This is a genomic window from uncultured Pelagimonas sp. (assembly GCF_947498515.1).
Lineage (GTDB): Bacteria > Pseudomonadota > Alphaproteobacteria > Rhodobacterales > Rhodobacteraceae > Pelagimonas.
This window is the reverse complement of record NZ_CANMKO010000001.1, coordinates 551,655-567,530: the sequence shown is the minus strand read 5'-3', so window position 1 is coordinate 567,530 and position 15,876 is coordinate 551,655. Positions and strand designations below refer to the sequence as shown.

At 57.6% G+C, this 15,876-nt stretch carries 14 protein-coding genes; 7 read left to right on the top strand and 7 right to left on the bottom strand.

The features are described from left to right. Nucleotides 1-229: 229 nt before the first annotated feature. From Q1A43_RS02910 to Q1A43_RS02880, 7 genes are all read left to right on the top strand, one after another. Complete coding sequence (locus Q1A43_RS02910) at nt 230-1,597, top strand: CmpA/NrtA family ABC transporter substrate-binding protein (RefSeq protein ID WP_299920675.1); 1,368 nt, start codon at nt 230-232, stop codon at nt 1,595-1,597. A 103-nt stretch (nt 1,598-1,700) separates the two neighbouring features. Beyond that, the gene (locus Q1A43_RS02905; protein WP_299920678.1) at nt 1,701-2,786 is read left to right on the top strand and encodes an ABC transporter permease; all 1,086 of its coding nucleotides are present in this window, start codon (nt 1,701-1,703) and stop codon (nt 2,784-2,786) included. A 5-nt stretch (nt 2,787-2,791) separates the two neighbouring features. Beyond that, nucleotides 2,792-4,489, top strand: coding sequence for an ABC transporter ATP-binding protein (locus Q1A43_RS02900; protein ID WP_299920681.1), 1,698 nt, complete (start codon nt 2,792-2,794; stop codon nt 4,487-4,489). 83 nt (nt 4,490-4,572) lie between these two features. Continuing rightward, a complete protein-coding gene (locus tag Q1A43_RS02895) occupies nt 4,573-4,998 on the top strand; it encodes a globin domain-containing protein (RefSeq protein ID WP_299920683.1) in 426 nt (141 codons plus the stop codon). Nucleotides 4,999-5,044: 46 nt separating this feature from the next. Beyond that, entirely contained in the window at nt 5,045-7,495 is a 2,451-nt protein-coding gene (gene nirB / locus Q1A43_RS02890; protein WP_299932329.1) for a nitrite reductase large subunit NirB, read from the top strand. Then, nucleotides 7,492-7,824, top strand: coding sequence for a nitrite reductase small subunit NirD (gene nirD / locus Q1A43_RS02885; RefSeq protein WP_299920689.1), 333 nt, complete (start codon nt 7,492-7,494; stop codon nt 7,822-7,824). The genes nirB and nirD overlap by 4 nt, the downstream gene beginning before the upstream one ends. After that, nucleotides 7,821-10,436, top strand: a complete 2,616-nt coding sequence (locus Q1A43_RS02880; RefSeq protein WP_299932326.1) for a nitrate reductase — start codon at nt 7,821-7,823, stop codon at nt 10,434-10,436. Before nirD ends, Q1A43_RS02880 begins: the two co-directional genes overlap by 4 nt. A gap of 43 nt (nt 10,437-10,479) precedes the next feature. Here Q1A43_RS02880 and Q1A43_RS02875 read toward each other — a convergent pair whose 3' ends face one another. The 7 genes from Q1A43_RS02875 to ureC all read right to left on the bottom strand — a co-directional run bounded on the left by Q1A43_RS02875 (nt 10,480) and on the right by ureC (nt 15,840). After that, on the bottom strand, nt 10,480-10,848 hold the full coding sequence (locus Q1A43_RS02875; RefSeq protein WP_299932323.1) for a VOC family protein: 369 nt from the start codon (nt 10,846-10,848) through the stop codon (nt 10,480-10,482). 82 nt (nt 10,849-10,930) lie between these two features. Further along, nucleotides 10,931-11,947 carry a histone deacetylase family protein gene (locus tag Q1A43_RS02870; RefSeq protein ID WP_299920697.1) on the bottom strand — a complete coding sequence of 339 codons (1,017 nt, stop codon included), beginning with the start codon at nt 11,945-11,947 and terminating at the stop codon, nt 10,931-10,933. 48 nt (nt 11,948-11,995) lie between these two features. Then, on the bottom strand, nt 11,996-12,607 hold the full coding sequence (gene ureG / locus Q1A43_RS02865; protein ID WP_299920699.1) for an urease accessory protein UreG: 612 nt from the start codon (nt 12,605-12,607) through the stop codon (nt 11,996-11,998). Continuing rightward, nucleotides 12,604-13,257 carry an urease accessory UreF family protein gene (locus tag Q1A43_RS02860; RefSeq protein ID WP_299932320.1) on the bottom strand — a complete coding sequence of 218 codons (654 nt, stop codon included), beginning with the start codon at nt 13,255-13,257 and terminating at the stop codon, nt 12,604-12,606. Before Q1A43_RS02860 ends, ureG begins: the two co-directional genes overlap by 4 nt. After that, the gene (locus Q1A43_RS02855) at nt 13,235-13,771 is read right to left on the bottom strand and encodes an urease accessory protein UreE (RefSeq protein WP_299920704.1); all 537 of its coding nucleotides are present in this window, start codon (nt 13,769-13,771) and stop codon (nt 13,235-13,237) included. The genes Q1A43_RS02860 and Q1A43_RS02855 overlap by 23 nt, the downstream gene beginning before the upstream one ends. Nucleotides 13,772-13,793: 22 nt before the next feature. Further along, a complete protein-coding gene (locus tag Q1A43_RS02850; RefSeq protein ID WP_299920706.1) occupies nt 13,794-13,964 on the bottom strand; it encodes a hypothetical protein in 171 nt (56 codons plus the stop codon). A 163-nt stretch (nt 13,965-14,127) separates the two neighbouring features. Continuing rightward, a complete protein-coding gene (ureC, locus tag Q1A43_RS02845) occupies nt 14,128-15,840 on the bottom strand; it encodes an urease subunit alpha (RefSeq protein ID WP_299932317.1) in 1,713 nt (570 codons plus the stop codon). Between the last annotated feature and the right edge of the window lie 36 nt (nt 15,841-15,876).

Here is a 15,876-nt window from a genome sequence, read left to right as displayed (position 1 = left end):
GCAATGCGGCATTTTTAACGAACTCCTTTGCAAGCGCAGCAAGATGAAGCCCATAAATGAATCAAGATAGCAACGACGCTGTCTAATCAGAATTCACCAGAGGCACCGATGGCCCCTGGAGAACAAGAGCAAAGCCGCTCGACAGGATGCCATCCTCCCTTGGCACTTGTCTGCGGCTTTCTTTGTTTCGGCCCTCCCCGAAACCAACCTAACAAAGGACCTGACCCAGATGAAAAAGCTGTTCTGCGCACTGGCAGCCACAACTGCCCTCACCACCCCCGCTTTTGCTGAGATGCTCGAGTTGGAGAAGGATGAGCTGACTTTTGGCTTCATCAAACTAACCGACATGGCCCCACTGGCCGTCGCTTATGAGCAAGGATTTTTTGACGACGAAGGCCTGTTCGTCACCCTCGAAGCGCAAGCCAACTGGAAAGTGCTTTTGGATGGTGTGATCGACGGAACACTGGACGGCGCGCATATGCTGGCCGGTCAACCTTTGGCAGCGACCATCGGGTATGGCACCGAGGCCCACATTATTACGCCTTTCTCGATGGACCTGAACGGCAATGGCATCACGCTGTCGAACGACGTTTGGGAAATGATCAAACCTGATCTGCCCACCGACGCCGATGGCAAAATTCAGCATCCGATTTCGGCAAGCCACCTCAAGCCAGTGATCGAAAGCTATCAGGCTAAGGGCAAGCCCTTTAACATGGGCATGGTTTTCCCGGTGTCCACCCATAACTACGAATTGCGCTACTGGTTGGCCGCGGGTGGCATTAACCCCGGTTACTACAGCCCCGAAAATGTCACCGGCCAGATCAACGCCGAGGCATTCCTCTCTGTAACCCCTCCGCCCCAGATGCCCGCGACCCTCGAAGCTGGCACCATCGACGGCTATTGCGTGGGTGAGCCTTGGAACCAACAGGCCGTATTCAAAGGCATCGGCGTTCCGGTCATCACCGATTATGAACTGTGGAAGAACAACCCGGAAAAAGTGTTCGGCATCACTGCTGAATTCGCCGAAGAGAACCCAAACACCACATTGGCCGTGGTCAAGGCTCTGATCCGCGCCGCCCAGTGGTTGGATGAAAACGATAACGCCAACCGCGAAGCCGCTGTCGAGATTCTGAGCCGCCCGGATTATGTGGGTGCCGATCCCGAAGTGATCGCCGCGTCGATGACCGGCACGTTTGAGTACGAAAAAGGCGACAAGCGTGAAGTGCCTGATTTCAATGTGTTCTTCCGCTACAACGCAACCTACCCGTTCTATTCGGATGCCATCTGGTACCTGACACAGATGCGTCGTTGGGGTCAGATCCCTGAGGCGAAATCCGATAGCTGGTACGACGAAGTGGCCAAGTCGGTTTACAAGCCTGAAATCTATCTGGAGGCTGCCAAGCTTCTGGTCGAAGAAGGTCTCGTAAGCGAAGCGGACTTCCCATGGGACAGCGATGGCTACAAAGCCCCGACCCCATCCGAGGATATCATCGACGGCATCGCCTATGACGGCAAAGCCCCGAACGCTTATCTCGACAGCTTGCCGATTGGCCTAAAAGCGGATCAACGCGTCGTCGGATCCGACATCGAAGGCTAAGCAGCCGCGTTTCACCCAAACGCCAAATGGGACGGCGGGTGGGGCGACGTGCATCGCACAAGCGTCACCCCCGTCCACCCCAATCCACCCAAGGACATTCCTGATGACTGCCATCGACCCAGACAGCCTCAACATCGACGCCGAGCGCGAAGCCCGCCGCGCCCGTCTTTTCACCCGCATCAATGCCGCCGACAAATGGTTTCAGGTCCTTGGACTGGCCTGGATCACGCCGATCCTCAAAGCCGCCGCCGGTGACAACCCGCGCGCGCAATACAAAGAAATCTGGCGTCTTCTCGGCGTGCCTTTGCTGGCGATCACCGGGTTCCTGCTGCTCTGGGCCACTCTTGCGCCCCAAGTTCAAACCTCCCTCGGTGCCATCCCCGGCCCCGCCGCCGTCTGGACCGAAACCGTCAACCTGCATCAGGACGCCATTGCCAAGGCCGAAAAGAAAGCCAAACACGAAGAGCGCGTCGCAACCCGCAACGAACGCTTCATCGCCCAAGGCAAACCTGAAAAAGTCAAAGACATCCCCTATACCGGATCGCCAAGCTATTACGAACAGATCTGGACTTCGATCAAAACCGTCTTCTTTGGTTTCCTGATCGCTTCGGCCATCGCAATTCCACTGGGCATTCTTGCCGGTCTGTCGCCAAGCGCCAACGCCGCGATCAACCCGCTTGTACAAATCTTCAAGCCGGTCTCGCCCCTCGCATGGCTCCCCATCGTGACCATGGTCGTCTCGGCCATGTATGCCACCAACGACGGGTTGTTCTCCAAATCCTTCCTCGTCTCGGCGATCACCGTGACGCTCTGCTCGCTCTGGCCAACACTGATCAACACCGCCCTTGGCGTTGCAAGCATCGACAAAGACCTCGTCTCGGTTTCCAAAGTTCTGAAAATGAACACTTGGACCAAGATCACCAAGCTGGTTCTCCCCTCAGCTCTGCCGCTGATCTTCACCGGACTGCGTCTGTCCTTGGGTGTGGGTTGGATGGTTCTGATTGCCGCGGAAATGCTGGCTCAAAACCCCGGCCTTGGCAAATTCGTCTGGGATGAGTTCCAGAATGGCTCCTCGCAATCCCTCGCCAAGATCATTGTTGCGGTTTTGACCATCGGCATCATCGGCTTCCTGCTTGATCGTGTGATGTTCGCCCTGCAATCGCTCTTTACCTTCTCGAACAACCGGTGATCCCCATGACCACGCAAGAGAGCATTCTCAAGTTCGAACACGTCAACAAAGGCTTTGGTGAAGGCACGCATTTCACCAAAGTACTCAACGACATCAATCTCGACATCCAAGACGGCGAATTCCTTGTCATCCTCGGGTTTTCGGGCACCGGCAAAACCACTTTGGTCAATCTAATGGCCGGGTTGGAACAACCAAGCACCGGCGACGTCACCTTCAAAGGCAAGCCCATCAAAGAGCCAAGCCCAGAGCGCGGCGTGATCTTTCAAAGCTACTCTTTGATGCCGTGGCTCACCGTGGCCGGTAACATTCGCCTCGCGCTGGACTCGGTCTTTCCAAAGATGCCAACCGCGGAAAAGGATGAAAAGGTCGCCCATTACATCAAGATGGTTGGCTTGTCCCACGCGGCAAGCCGCCGCCCCGCCGAATTGTCGGGCGGTATGCGCCAACGGGTGAACGTCGCCCGCGCTTTGGCGATGGACCCTGAAATGCTGTTGCTTGACGAACCGCTGTCGGCGCTTGACGCCCTAACCCGCGCCAATCTCGCCGATGAGATCGTCAAAATCTGGGACGAAAGCAAAAAGACCTGTGTTTTGATCACCAATGATGTGGACGAAGCCATTTTGGTCGGCGATCGCATCATCGCTCTGAACCCCGACGGCACCTTAGGGGATGAGTTCAAGGTCGACATCCCGCGTCCGCGCGATCGAACCGAGATGAACAACGATGAGGGTTTCAAAGCTCTGCGCGCCAAGGTCACCAACTACCTGATGGATGTCGGGATCAAGGGCAAGGTTGAGGGCACCAAGACGCTCCCCGATGTCACCCCAATCCACGGCGTGCCTTCGGCGGTGGTCGAAGCGCAAAAGGGTTTGATCGACGAACGCTTTCTCGATTTCTCGCAGCTCCACAAAATCTATCCCACCCCCAAGGGCCCCTTGACCGTGGTCGAGGATTTCAATCTCAAGATCAATCGCGGTGAATTCATCTCCCTGATTGGCCACTCTGGTTGCGGGAAATCCACGGTTTTGACCATGGCTGCCGGCCTCAATGACATCTCCAAGGGCGCGATCAAACTTGACGGTCGTCACGTCGAAGGGGCGGACCCCGAACGCGCCGTTGTCTTTCAATCGCCCAACCTCTTCCCGTGGCTAAGCGCGCGCGAAAACTGTGCCATTGGCGTTGACAAGGTCTATCCCAAGGCTAGCCAAGCAGAACGTCAAGACGTGGTGGAATACTACCTTGAACGGGTTGGTTTGGCCGATGCGATGGATCGTCCGGCCAATTCCATGTCCAACGGTATGAAGCAACGGGTCGGCATCGCCCGCGCCTTTGCCCTATCACCGAAATTGCTCTTGCTTGATGAACCTTTCGGCATGCTCGACAGCCTCACGCGCTGGGAATTGCAAGAGGTTCTGATGGAAGTCTGGTCGCGCACCAAAGTCACCGCAATCTGCGTCACCCATGACGTGGATGAGGCCATCCTTTTGGCGGATCGTGTGGTGATGATGACCAACGGCCCACAGGCGACAATCGGTAAAATCACCAATGTCGACCTGCCGCGCCCGCGCACCCGCAAGGCGCTTTTGGAACATCCAGACTACTACACTTACCGCCAGGAAGTGCTCGATTTCCTTGAAGAATACGAACACGGGGCCAAGCCCAAACCAAAGGCGAAACCTGCAACCACAATTGCAGCGGAGTGAGGGGATGACCGTTAACCAAACCACCTTTGGGTTCAGTAAACTTTTAATAAATATTGTCGAATTCCTAACAGAAGGAAAAGACAATGAGCGAGTTTACTCAAGAACAAATCTGGCATGTCACCCGCAGTTTCAACCGTCTCAAAGCGGCACACAACGACTTTGCAGACGAGTTTTACTTCATCCTCTTCGAACGTGCGCCGGCAGTTCGGGCCTTCTTTCCCGATCACATTTGCGACCAGTCGCGCAAGCTGGAGGAGACATTGGAATTGGTGGTGCAAAACTTGCCCAATCTGGCGGTGATTTTGCAACCCATTCTCGAAATGGCCGAACGCCATGTGGGCTACGGGGCCACTCCCGAGCACTACGAAGTGGTGCGCGTCGCTCTATTCGACACGATCGTTCAGATGACCCCCTTCGGATTGTCGGAACCGGAAGTGCAAGCCTGGGATCTCGCCTTGCAAAGCATCTGCGATCTGATGGTTGGGCATGCCTACTCACTAGCAAGCTAACATCACGGGTCGCCCAGACGCGCCCCCAACTTAAGGAGGGCGCGCAATGACCCAACGCCTTGTTATCATTGGAGCAGGCATGGCCGCTGGCCGTGTGTTGGACCACCTGACCGACGCCCAGAAAGATGGGGAAAGCGCCGATTGGGATGTCACCCTGTTCAACGCCGAACCGCGCGGGACCTATAACCGCATTATGCTTTCACCGGTTTTGTCCGGTGAAAAGACCTATGACGATATCGTCACCCATGACGCCGATTGGTACGAAGAAAAAGGCGTCGACACCAAATTTGGCGTCAAAGTCACCGAGGTTGACCGCGCCGCCAAGATCGTGCGCGGCGATGACGGCTCTGAAGTGGCCTATGACAAGCTGGTCTTTGCCACCGGATCGAACCCATTCATCATCCCGATGCCGGGCCATGATCTGGACGGCGTGATTGCCTATCGCGATCTCGAAGACACCCATGACATGATGTCCCTGACCCTTGGCCAAAAGGCAGTGGTGATTGGCGGTGGTTTGCTGGGGCTTGAAGCCGCAGCAGGCATGGCGGCGCGCGGTGTGGACGTGACCGTGGTGCATCTGATGGGGCACCTGATGGAGCGCCAGTTGGATGAACCGGCGGGCTATTTGCTGCGCAAGGCATTGGTCGACAAGGGCATCACCGTGAAATGCTCGGCCAACTCAAAAGAGATCATCGGCGAGAATGGCAAGGTAAAAGCGCTGATGCTTGACGATGGTACTGAACTGCCCTGTGACAAGCTCGTCATGGCAGTCGGCATCCGCCCTAATATCGGTCTGGCGCAGGAGGTCGGGCTGGCCTGTGGGCGCGGCATCCATGTAGATGACCAATTGCTGACCTCGGACGAAAACATCTTTGCCATCGGTGAATGTGTCGAACACAACGGCGATATCTTTGGCCTAGTCGCCCCGATCTTTGATCAGGCCAAGGTTCTGGCCAAGGTTTTGCTGGGTGACGAGGCCGCTTTCGTCAATCGCGAAGTCTCGACCAAGCTCAAGGTCACCGGCTGTGACCTCTTTAGCGCGGGTGACTTTGCCGAAGGGGACGACCGAGAGGATATCGTGTTCCGCGACCCGGCGCGCGGCGTCTATAAGCGTTTGGTTTTGCAGGACAACAAGATCATCGGCGCGGTCATGTATGGCGATACCGCCGATGGCAGCTGGTTCTATGGCTTGCTCAAGGACGGCACCGATGTCTCCGACATGCGCGACACGCTGATCTTTGGCCCCGCCTATCAGGGAGGGGCCCCCTCGGACCCGCTCTCAGCCGTTGCAGCCTTGCCGGATGATGCTGAAATCTGCGGGTGCAACGGCGTATGCAAAGGCGACATCGTCGCGGCGATCAATGACGGCGCAACCGACCTAGGTGCAATCAAAGCCACAACCAAAGCGTCCGCCTCTTGTGGGACCTGCACCGGATTGGTCGAACAGGTTTTGGCCGTCACATTGGGAGACGATTTTGTCATGCCCGCGGCCCAAACCGTGTGTGGATGTACCGATTTCTCGCACGAAGACGTGCGCCGCTTGATCAAAGTGCAAGAGTTGAAATCGCAAGACGCAGTTTGGCAAGAATTGGGATGGAAAACCCGCAATGGCTGTCACGTCTGTCGTCCGGCGATCAACTATTACCTACTGGCCGATTGGCCACTGGAATATGCCGATGATCCGCAATCGCGTTTCGTTAACGAACGCAAACACGCCAACATCCAAAAAGACGGCACCTATAGCGTGGTTCCACGCATGTGGGGCGGGATCACCACCCCGGATGAGCTACGCGCCATTGCCGATGCGGCCGACAAATACGATGTGCCAACCGTCAAAGTCACCGGCGGCCAGCGGATCGATTTGCTCGGCGTTAAAGGCTCTGACCTGCCTGCGATTTGGTATGACCTCAATCAGGCCGGGATGGTCTCGGGCCATGCTTATTCCAAGGGGCTGCGCACGGTAAAAACCTGTGTTGGCACGGATCATTGCCGCTTTGGCACACAGGATAGCACCGGGCTTGGTATCAAGCTTGAAAAGCACCTGTGGGGGTCTTGGACACCGCACAAGCTCAAGCTTGCCGTGTCGGGTTGCCCGCGCAACTGCGCCGAAGCGACCTGCAAAGACATCGGCGTGATCTGTGTCGACTCGGGCTATGAAATCCACGTCGCCGGCGCGGCCGGGATGGAGATCAAGGGCACCGAAGTTCTGTGCAAAGTCGCCACCGAAGACGAGGCGATGGAGGTGATCAGCGCGATGACGCAAATCTATCGCGAGAACGCCAAATACCTCGACCGGATTTTCAAATGGGTCGACAAGGTGGGCCTCGATTGGGTCAAGGAACAGATCGTCGATGACCTCGACAACCGCAAAGCCTTGGCCGAACGGTTTGAGATTTCGCAAAGTGTCTATCGCGCCGATCCTTGGGCCGAACACGCCAAGGACAAAGCCGAGACTTATCAACCCCTTGCAGATTTGACTTTGGAGGCCGCAGAATGAGCTGGATCGATATTGGAGACATCAACGACATCCCTCTGCGCGGCGCGCGCGTGGTGAAAACCCCGGTTGGCTGCGTGGCGTTATTCCGCACTGACGACACCGAAGTGCGCGCCATTTCGGACCGCTGCCCGCACAAGGGCGGCCCCCTGTCTGAGGGCATCGTGCATGACAACAAGGTCACCTGCCCGCTGCACAACTGGGTGTTTGACCTCAACACCGGAGAAGCCCAAGGCGCGGACGAAGGTCGTGTCGACACCTTCCCGGTCAAAGTCGACGCGGGCCGCATCTTGCTTGATGGATCGGCCGTCGGAAACAGGAGCGCCGCATGACCAAACCCATTCGCTCCACCTGCCCCTATTGTGGCACCGGTTGCGGGGTCTTACTGACCCATACGGACACCGGGCTAGACGTCAAAGGCGATCCGGATCATCCGGCCAACTATGGTCGGCTCTGCTCCAAAGGATCGGCCTTGGGCGAAACTGTTGGTCTTGGCGGGCGCCTCATGGCCCCACAGGTCAATGGGCAGGAGAGCGATTGGGATGATGCATTGCAGTTGGTGGCGGATAAATTCGCCGCCAGTATCCGCGACCACGGGCCCGACAGCGTCGCCTTTTACCTATCGGGCCAATTGCTGACCGAAGACTATTACGTCGCCAACAAGCTGATCAAAGGCTATATGGGCACCGCAAATGTCGACACGAATTCAAGGCTTTGCATGGCCTCGACCGTGGCCGGGCACAAGCGCGCCTTTGGCACCGACACCGTGCCACAAACCTACGAAGACATAGAAGAGGCCGATTTGGTCGTTCTGGTTGGTTCCAACCTCGCGTGGTGTCATCCGGTGTTGTACCAACGTCTGATCGCCGCCAAAGCCGAGCGCGGCACCAAGATTGTGGTGATCGACCCGCGCCGTACCGCCACCTGTGACGGGGCCGATATGCACCTGCCTCTGAATGCTGGAAGCGACGTCGCCCTGTTCAACTACCTTCTGACGCAGCTTTACGAACAAGGGGCGCTTGACGCCGAATTTCTTGCCAATGTGAATGGCTTTGACGATGCGCTCAACACTGCGTTCAACAGCGACCTTTCGGTCACCGGACTTGATCCGATCAAGGTCAAAGAGTTCATCAAACTCTTCCTTTGCACCGAAAAGACCGTCACGATCTTTAGCCAAGGCGTGAACCAATCCAGCGCAGGTGCGGATAAGGTCAATGCCATCTTGAATTGCCACCTCGCCACCGGGCGGATTGGCAAACCGGGTTGCGGGCCATTGTCGGTCACTGGGCAACCCAATGCTATGGGCGGGCGCGAAGTTGGCGGTTTGGCCAATATGCTGGCTTGCCATTTGGATATCGAAAGCGCGGAACACCGCGCCGCTGTGCAAGGGTTCTGGCAGTCCCCTTGCATGCCGGACACGGCGGGGTTGAAAGCCGTCGACATGTTCCGCGCCGTGGGTGACGGTCGGATCAAGGCGCTGTGGATTATCCACACCAACCCCGCCGTTTCCATGCCTGACGCCAGCGCCGTGCGCGCCGCAATTAAAGGCTGTGACTTTGTCGTGGTTTCCGATGTGACCGGTCTAACCGACACGGCGCGATTGGCCGATGTTGTCCTCCCCGCCACCGCCTGGGCCGAAAAATCCGGCACGGTGACCAACACAGATCGCACCATTTCGCGCCAACGCGCTGCCTTGCCCGCCCCCGGCCACACCCGCCCCGATTGGGCGCAATTGGCCGAAGTTGGCCGTCGTATGGGATGGTCTGATGCCTTTGACTATAACAGCGAAGCCGATGTGTTTCGTGAATACGCGGCGCTTTCCGGTATCGCGGGCGAGTTGGGCCGTGACTTTGATATCTCCGGTCTCGCATCGATCAGCAATGAGGCATTTGACGCCTTAACGCCCACCCGTTGGCCAATTAGTGATCACAAAAACGGTGGCCGCTTCTTTGCGGATGGACAGTTCTTTCATAGCGATGGCAAAGCCAAAATGCTGGCTGTTGCGCATCGCCCACCGGTGGCGCGGACCGGCGCGCGCTACCCGTTCCGGCTCAATACCGGACGGGTGCGCGACCAGTGGCACACCATGACACGCACCGCATTGTCGCCACGCCTCTCGGCCCATCTTGCCGAGCCTTTTGTGGAAATTCACCCCACTGACGCGCGGCAGCTCGAAATCGCGGCCAATGATCTGGTGCAACTCCGTAGCCCACAAGGCAGCGCCGTGATGCGGGCAAAAATCACCGACGCAGTGCAAACCGGCACGCTCTTTGCACCCATCCATTGGACCGGTGAAACCGCCCCAGCGGCACGTATCTGTGATACGGTTGCCGGCGAATATGACCCGGTCTCGGGCCAACCCGAAAGCAAGGCCGCCGTGGTGTCGGCCACACGGTTCAAAGCTGCGTGGTACGGGTTTGCAGTGACGGCACAGGACGTGACACCAACCGCCGACTATTGGGCCAAGGCCAAAACACAGGCCGGGTTCCGGGTCGAATTGGCCGGAACAGAAACGCCCGAGGATTGGGAAAAGGCCGCGCGGGCGATGTTTGACCTGCCAAAGGCAGATCTGCAAATTCTCCAAGATCGAAACCGTGGCGTTGCCCGCATAGCGCTTCATGAGGACGGCATTCTAAAAGCCGCGCTTTTCGTTGCCCCCGATCCGGTCGCCTTGATGCGCGACTATGCGGCAACCCTCCCCGGACAGGCGGCTGGCGATGTTTTGACCGGTCGCGCCCCGGCCGATATGCCCAACCCCGGCCCAACCTTGTGTTCCTGTTTCAACGTTGGTGTGAACACCATCCTAACAGCGATTGAAACCCAAGGTTTGATGAGCGTCGACGCCATCGGCGCGGCGCTTCAGGCCGGAACCAACTGTGGCTCCTGCCGCCCAGAAATCGCGGCGCTTTTGGCTCAAACCAAACGGCTCGAAGCCGCCGAGTAAACAGGTTCAGCCGCGCGATCCTTGGTGCGGCTGAGCATGCTGTTTAGCGATGTTGATCAATCAACACTGGATTGCCATCGGGGTCTGTGGCCACAAAACTCGCCGGGCCACTTTCCCCGCCTTGTTCCTGTGATACCTCAATCCCTTGCGCAATCAGCTTTGTCTTGATGTCGCGGACATCCTCAAAGGGTGTTACCTCTGCGGCGGACTGATCCCAGCCCGGATTGAAGGTAAGCATCGTGCCTTCAAACATGCCTTGAAAGAGACCAATCAACGTCTCGCCGTTCTTCATAATCAAATAGTTGTGCTCTTCGGTTCCCCCGAACGCCTCAAACCCCAACGCCTGATAAAACGCCTTGGAGGCGGCCAAATCCTTGACCGCCAATGACACTGAAAACGCACCAAGTTGCATGACATCCTCCTGAGCAAGTCACCTGTCGAAAGGATAGCACAGATCGCGTTGCAAGCGGACGGTCATACCGCTGGGCGTGCCATCAGCCCTGCACCCCTTGCAAAAATCGGGTTAAGTTCACGCCCAAGGCATCAGATAAATACCCGCCTTCTTGAACGTAGAGCGTTGGCAAAGACAGCCCGGCAATGGCCGCGCCGATCCGGGCGAACCCATCGCCACTCACCGCCAACCCCTGAAACGGATCGTCGATCGAGGCATCCAAGCCGAGGGCGATAACAACGGCATCACAGCCAAACCCACGGATACGGTCCAGCGCGTGAGTCAGCGCCACAAGATAGGCGTCATCGCCAGTGCCGCGCGCCAATGGGATATTGAGGTTCGCCCCTAGCCCGGCCCCAATGCCGCGTTCATGGGCATGCCCCCAAAAGAACGGGTAAAACCCGTCCGGGTCGGCGTGGATCGAGACGGTCAACACATCGCTGCGCGCCTCAAATATTCCTTGGGTGCCATTGCCGTGATGCACGTCGACATCCAAAATCGCCACCCGCGCGCCCTGTTCCTGTAAATCCTGCGCAGCGATGGCGGCGTTATTGAGAAAACAAAAGCCGCCAGCTTGATCGTGATAGGCGTGATGGCCGGGCGGGCGGGACAGGACATAGGCATGATCATCCTCGCCCAGCGCCCGCGCACCCGCGATGGCACTTTGTGCCGACCAATAGGCCGCGTCCCATGTATTTGCGCCAATTGGACAGGCGGTATCGGCCTGATGATAGCCCGCCTGCCCCACCGGTGACGATGGGTAAGCATCAGTTCGCGCGCGCGTGTGAATGTTGGGGATCACCTCATCGCTGGCCCCATCCAACGCCTGCCATCGGCCATGGATCGTTTGCAAAAAGCTTAGGTATTCCGGCGTGTGGATAGCTGCGATCTGCGCAATGCCTGCGTCTTCGGGGGCCTCAAAAACACAACCCGCCGCTTCGGCCCCGGCTTGAAGCCGCGCGATACGCTCGGGCTGTTCTGGGCTTGGCCGCTTTTGACCCATTACCAAGAAGTTTTGCGGGTCATGATGAGATTGGCGAGGGTCGAGAAAGGCGCGCATGGCAGGCTCCGGAATGGTTTCCCGCAACCTGCCCGCAATTTCCGCCGTTTACAATCCGGCCAAATCCTTGATCTGTGTGACGATCTCCTCGACGCCTTTGCCATGGCGCAGCGCCGCAAAGACAAAGGGCCGCTCGGAGCGCATCCGCGTTGCATCCCGCTGCATCACCTCCAAAGACGCGCCGACATGCGGTGCCAGATCGGTTTTGTTGATGATCAACAGGTCGGATTTGGTGATCGCCGGGCCGCCCTTGCGCGGAATTTCCTCGCCCGCAGCCACATCAATCACATAAAGCGTAACATCTGCCAATTCGGGGCTGAACGTTGCACTTAAGTTATCTCCACCGCTTTCGATCAGCACGATTTCGACCTCGGGGTGACGCTCTTGCATCTGGGCGACGGCGGCAAGGTTGATCGAGGCATCTTCGCGGATCGCCGTATGCGGACAGCCACCGGTTTCGACCCCAATCACCCGATCAGAGGGCAGGATTTGCATCCGCATCAAGGCCTCGGCGTCCTCTTGCGTATAGATGTCGTTGGTGATCACACCGATAGAATAACTGTCTTTGAGCGCTTCGGCCAAACGGGCGGTCAGCGTGGTTTTTCCAGCCCCGACAGGGCCACCGATACCGATCCGAAGCGGGCCGTTGAATTGGGTCATGATTGGAACAACCTATGTTGCAAAGTTTCGTGTTTCATCGCCGCGATGTCCGACAAGAATGCGTTGGACCAGACATCGTCCGGACCCAATTTGCGTGTCGCCACAGTAAGGCGCAGGCAAAGCGGCGTTAGGGCCGACATCACCTGTTGCGCCGGGGTTTGACCAAGCGGCATAAGGCGTTGCGCTGCCGAGACCAGATTGCCAACAAAGGCATTGAGATAGAGGCCGACAACCGTGTCGCGATCCATCCGCCGGGTATGCGCTGCCGCCCCAAGGGCCAATGGCAAGACCAGATCGGGCAGTGATGTCACCCACACCGCATTCACCGTTTTGACAAAGGCCGCGCCTTGCTTGTCGGCCTCGCGCATGCGTTCCATCGCCGGGGCATAGGCGCGCACCATGGCGTTTAACCCGGCGAGATCGGCACCGTCCTTCATCGCCGCGCGAATCCAAATCGCATCGCTGCGCCCCGACCCGTTTTCAAGAACATCCTCTAACCAATCTTGCAGGCTCACCGCATCATGAATCCACCCCTCATCAATCGCGGTTTCCAACCCATGGGAATAGGTGAACGCCCCCAAAGGAAAAGCCGGTGACAGCCATTGCGACAGCGTCAATAAGTTTCCGTCAATGGCCATGTTCGTGCTCATGCGAATGATCATGGCTATGATCGTGACTATGGCCGTGGTCGTGATCATGGGCGCTATTGCCATGTTCATGACTATGGGTCCGCCCGTGTCCATAGGCCCCGCCTTCGGGCGTAAATGGTTCAACAGCCGCACTAATTTCGGCGTCCAGATGTTCCAACATATGTCGGATGACCGGATCATTCTGGATCACCAACCGCGTGGTTTCGACCTGACACGGGGTGTGCCGATTGCCGATGTGCCAAGCCAGACGCGGCAGGTTCCCGGTGATCACCAAGACGTTTTCATCTGCGGCACGGACCTCAATCACCCGCCCATCGCCAAGTTCCAAGGCATCCCCAGCATCCAACGAAGTGGTCTTGTCGAGATCAACGACAAACGCCAACCCGCCATCACAGGTCAGTTTCTTGCGCCGCAAGAACCGCGCATCGTAGTCAAGCGTGACCGTTTCAACCGCATCGCTCCAGCCGCCCTTGCGCAAAAGGATCTGGGCCATAGGAAGGGACGCGCCGCTCATGCCACCGCCCCTTGGCTATGACTTAGCTGTAAAACAGATCGCCGTAGTGCCGGTCGACCACGTCGTAGCGACGCAATCCACGCTCGGCCAGTTCCGCATCGCTGAGCTGCAAAAGCTCGGAATGACGGGCGTTCTTGCTGTTGGTGACCGTGCGCGCGTAGAACGCCATGAACGGTTGGAACAGATGTGTCACAGCACGTGATACGGGCAGATCGGAGACATAGGCCATAGTTGTTCAATCCCAATGGAAGTGCGCGCGTTTTCTCACTCGGTGAATAATATTGTCTCATTTTAGCTTCCATAGATCATTCTTCATTGCCGCTACCCACCGACTGCATAGGTCTTGAACCCGTTTGTCAGAACATGAAGTAGCGTTGCGCCATCGGCAGTTCGGTGGCGGGCTCACAGGTAAGCAACTCGCCGTCGGCGCGCACCTCGTAGGTTTCGGGATTAACCTCAACCTCTGGCAAGGCGTTGTTCAATTTGAGGTCTTTTTTGCCAATCCCGCGTGTCTGTTTCACCGCCAGAGTTTGCTTGGCCAACCCAAGATGTGCGCCTATGCCATCGGCCTGTGCCGCCTCGGACACAAAGGTTACCGCTGAGTTTTCGACCGCCCGCCCAAAGGCCCCAAACATCGGACGGCTATAGACCGGCTGCGGTGTCGGGATCGAGGCGTTCGGATCGCCCATTTGCGCGCAGGCAATCATGCCGCCAAGTAAAACCATCTCGGGTTTGACGCCGAAAAACGCAGGGGACCAGAGCACCAGATCGGCACGTTTGCCCTCTTCAATCGATCCGATTTCATGTGCCAAACCATGCGCAATGGCCGGGTTGATGGTATATTTGGCAATGTAGCGACGGACGCGGTAGTTATCGTTTTCGCCGGTTTCTTCGGCCAACCGCCCGCGCTGTTTCTTCATCTTATCAGCGGTTTGCCAGGTGCGGATAAGCACCTCGCCGACGCGGCCCATGGCCTGACTGTCGCTGGCAATGATCGAAAACGCGCCCATGTCATGCAGAATATCTTCGGCGGCAATCGTCTCGCGCCGGATGCGGCTTTCGGCAAAAGCCACGTCTTCGGGGATCGATTTGTCGAGGTGATGGCAGACCATCAACATATCAAGATGTTCCTCAACCGTATTGACGGTAAAGGGCCGCGTTGGGTTGGTCGAACTGGGCAAAACATGCTCTTCACCGCAAATCTTGATGATGTCGGGCGCATGGCCACCCCCGGCCCCTTCGGTGTGGAAGGCGTGGATTGTCCGGCCCTTCATCGCCCCGACAGTGTGTTCAACAAAACCAGATTCGTTGAGCGTATCGGTGTGGATCATCACCTGCACATCCATGGCATCGGCCACGGTGAGACAGCAATCAATCGCCGCTGGCGTTGTCCCCCAATCCTCGTGCAATTTCAACGCACAAGCCCCGGCGCGCACCTGTTCCTCAATCGCAGCAGGAAGCGAAGCATTGCCCTTGCCCGCAAAGGCAAGGTTCATCGGAAAGGCATCCGCCGCCTGCATCATCCGCCCAATGTGCCAAGGGCCGGGCGTACAGGTGGTGGCCAGCGTGCCATGCGCGGGGCCGGTGCCGCCGCCCAGCATCGTGGTCAGGCCAGAATGAAGCGCGTCTTCGATTTGTTGCGGGCAAATAAAATGGATATGGCTGTCAAATCCGCCAGCGGTGAGGATGCGCCCCTCGCCGGCAATGACTTCGGTGCCGGGGCCAACGATGATGTCGACACCCGGTTGCGTATCGGGGTTGCCCGCCTTGCCGATCTTGTGGATGCGCCCCGACTTGAGGCCGACATCAGCCTTGTAGACACCCGTATGATCAACGATCAGCGCGTTGGTGATAACCGTATCAACCGCCCCCTCAGCGCGAGTGGTTTGGGCTTGTCCCATGCCATCACGGATGACCTTGCCGCCGCCAAATTTAACCTCTTCGCCGTAAGGGCCGGTTAGGTCGCGCTCGACCTCGATGATGAGATCCGTATCGGCGAGGCGCAGTTTGTCGCCCGTCGTGGGGCCGAACATCGCGGCATAGTCGGAACGTTTGATTGTGGCTGGCATAAGTGGCCTCCGAATAGCCCGAGCGGGCGAAGAATT